Below are 2,922 nucleotides of genomic sequence, written 5' to 3' on the forward strand. Positions count from 1 at the left end.
GCGCAATCCAGCACGGCAAGATGCGGCACCCCGCGATGCGCCGCCGCCGCGCCGGCGACCAGCGCCTGAAACCAGGCGGGGCCGAGGAAGCCGGCGGCGCCGGGGGCGGAAAGCAGCGTGACCCCCGCCGGCCCGGCCGCGGCCAGCGCCGCCGCGGCCTCCGCCGCCGCATGGATCACCACGGCCGGCGGCAGGGGGGAGTCGGGCACAGCCATGCGGCATCCCTCCCATGCCTCACCGGGGACTGCCAAGCCTGGATCCGCCGGCCGCGATGGGGTCGCCGCGCCAGCGCGGACCGCCAGGCATGCCGGACGGCCGTGTGCCCGGACCACCCGGCGAGTCGGCTTGGCCTGAGCCTGCGCCCGGGCGGGATCTGCCAGACTCCGCACCATCACCGGTTTCCGGTGGCGGCGCCTACCGCACCGAGGTCCGCCGGCTGGCATGCCAACGCAGCAGGGCGAGGCGGCCGGAGGCGAGCAGCCGGTGACGCAGCAGCCAGGCCTCGCTTTCCGCCAGCAGGGCGTTGACGCTCTCCGCCCCCTTCGGCCGGTTGGCGCGCAGCCCCGTCACCAGCCGGGCGAAGCCTTCCACGATGCCGGCGCAATGACGCTGGCTGGCATCCTCCGCGACATGGATCTGGAAGCCGGCCTTCTGCAGCGCGGCCTCCAATTGCGGCCGGGGCGGCGGCGGCTGCTCCCGCCCCTCCAGCGCCAGCCAGCGCTCGAAGGCCGGGTCGGGGGCGCCGGCCACGGCCTGCACCACCTCCACCAGCACGAATTGCCCGCCGGATTTCAGCGCATGGCCCATGGCCTGGCAGAAGGCCTCCGGCCGCGCATTGCTCAGCAGCGGCTCCAGCCCCAGGGCGTGGTGATGGAAATTGGCGCGGAAGCCGGGCCTGGCCGGGTCCCAGGGCTGTACGGCGATGCGCTTGCCGAAGCCGCTGAGGCGGGAGGTCATGAATTGCGCCGTCAGCGCGTCATGCTGGTGGAAGGCGATCCAGCAGCCGCGCTGGGCGGCGATGGCGGCGGCCGCCCCGCCGGAATCCTGTCCCGCTATCAGCAGGGTGGTGGCGGGGGAGAGCGGCAGCAGGCTGGAGAGGCGGAGCACCTCCTGCGCCCCGCCCGGGCCGCAGAAGCCGGCATCCCAGAGCCGGTCCGCCCAATCCGCCCGGGCCATGAAGAGGCCGCCCTGGGCCTCCGCCTCCGCCGCCATCTCCGGCGGCGGCAGATCCTCCCGCGCCGCCAGGCGGGGCGGCGCCATCGGCTCATGCTCCGGCTCCTGCCAGGCAGCGACAAGGGCGGCGCGGAAGCGCTTGGCCCTGGCCTTCAGCCTTGCCAAGGAGCCGCGCGCCGGCTCACCGGCGGCTGGGCCGCCGGGCTCGGGCGGCGCAACCTCGATGATGAGCTCGGACACCGTCGCGGATTCCCTTGGGCGGCCAGGGGAGCAGGAAGAGATGAAGGAAGGGTTGCGGGGCAGCTTGCCGCGGCCCGGCAGGGCGCGCAGGCTGACCGGGAGCACGCCAGGAGCCCGCCCATGCTTGCCTGTCAGCGCGATGCCTTCGATATCCCCCGCGACGTCGCCTATCTCAACGCCGCCTCCTGGAGCCCGCTGCCGAAGCGGGTGCAGGAGGCGGGGCACCGGGGCGTCGCGCGCAAGGCGCAGCCCTGGACCCTGCCGGCGGACCACTATGCGGGGCACTTCACCCGCGCCCGGCGGGCCGCGGCGGCGCTGATCGGCGCGGCGCCGGAGGACATCGCCCTGATCCCTTCGGTCGGCTACGGCGTCTCCACCGCGGGGAAGATCCTGCCCATCGCGCCGGGCCAGCGGGTGCTGGTTCTGGCAGACGACCATTCCTCCCCAACGCTCGAATGGCTGCAGCGGGCGCCGGAAGGCGGCTTCGCGGTGGAGACCGTGGCCCGGCCCGGGGATGGCGACTGGACGGCGGCGGTGCTGGAGGCGATCGCTCGGCCAGGGGCAGCGCCGCTGGCGCTCGTCTCCATCTCCTCCGTCCATTGGGCGGATGGCGGGCTGGTGGATCTGGCAGCGGTCTCGGCGGCGGCGAAGGCGCAGGGCGCGGCGCTGCTGGTGGATGCCACCCACCACGCCGGGGTGCTGCCGCTGGATGTCCGGGCGCTGGACCCGGATGTGCTGGTCTTCCCGACCTATAAATGGGTGCTTGGCCCCTATGGCCGGGCCTTCCTCTATGTGGCGAAGCGCTGGCAGGGGGGCGTGCCGCTGGAGCAGACCGCCTCCGGCCGGCGGGCGGTGGATGCCGAAACCGCGCCCTATTTCGCCGATCTCGCCTATGCCGAAGGTGCGCAGCGCTTCGACATGGGGGAGCGGGACCATCTCATCTCGCTGGAGATGGCCTCGGTGGGCATGGAGATGATGGCCGAATGGGGCCAGGCGGCCATCGCCACGCGGCTGGCCATGCTGACGGAACGCCTCGCGGCGGGGCTGGAGGGGATGGGGCTGGAGATCCCCGCCGCCCGGGTCCGGGCGCCGCATGTGCTGAGCCTGGGCTTTCCGGGCAGGATGAAGGAGGGGCTGGTGGCGGCGCTGGCGGCGCGGCGGGCCTATGCGGCACCGCGGCTCGGGCGGCTGCGGATCAGCCCGCATGTCTATAACGACGAGGCGGATGTAGACGCCTTCCTGGCGGCGTTCCGCGCAGTGGTGTGAGCCCCGCGAAGGTGGCCCGTGTGTCCGCGAGGACCCGCGGGCGCCGCCCGATTCGGAAGAGCGTAAGCGTCAGCCGGTCACCACGGGCGGCGTCTCGGGCTTGGAGTTCCAGGGCGGGAGTTCGTGGAGGCGGCCGATGGTGTGGCCGCGAGCAAGGCGGTCGATTACGGCGGCGATGTAGGGTTCCGGGTCGAGGCCGTTGAGCGTGGCAGTCTCAGCGACGGTGTAGATGCTGGCCGCGCG

At 73.7% G+C, this 2,922-nt stretch carries 3 protein-coding genes and 1 pseudogene; 1 reads left to right on the forward strand and 3 read right to left on the reverse strand.

All coding sequences use genetic code 11. The annotated features are described in order from the left end of the window. Together NJ376_RS28345 and NJ376_RS28350 are read right to left on the reverse strand one after the other, a co-directional pair. Positions 1 to 215 (reverse strand): annotated as a pseudogene (locus NJ376_RS28345) (hypothetical protein); the annotation flags it as partial. 199 nt (positions 216 to 414) lie between these two features. Then, a complete protein-coding gene (locus NJ376_RS28350) occupies positions 415 to 1,413 on the reverse strand; it encodes a hypothetical protein (protein WP_252956697.1) in 999 nt (332 codons plus the stop codon). 120 nt (positions 1,414 to 1,533) lie between these two features. On the opposite strand from NJ376_RS28350, the gene NJ376_RS28355 reads away from it, so the two are divergent. Further along, positions 1,534 to 2,679 (forward strand): aminotransferase class V-fold PLP-dependent enzyme, encoded by a 1,146-nt coding sequence (locus NJ376_RS28355; protein ID WP_252956698.1) that lies wholly within the window; start codon positions 1,534 to 1,536, stop codon positions 2,677 to 2,679. 69 nt (positions 2,680 to 2,748) lie between these two features. Here the strand turns inward: NJ376_RS28355 and NJ376_RS28360 are convergent, their stop codons facing one another. Next, entirely contained in the window at positions 2,749 to 2,910 is a 162-nt protein-coding gene (locus tag NJ376_RS28360) for a transposase domain-containing protein (protein ID WP_370288772.1), read from the reverse strand. Positions 2,911 to 2,922: the final 12 nt, after the last annotated feature.

Source organism: Siccirubricoccus soli, assembly GCF_024178315.1.
GTDB classification, from domain to species: Bacteria; Pseudomonadota; Alphaproteobacteria; order Acetobacterales; family Acetobacteraceae; genus Siccirubricoccus; species Siccirubricoccus soli.

Bases quoted from the DNA above. Each gene is read 5' to 3' on its own strand.
- NJ376_RS28355 (WP_252956698.1), top strand. From the start codon at position 1,534: ATGCTTGCCTGTCAGCGCGATGCCTTCGATATCCCCCGCGACGTCGCC.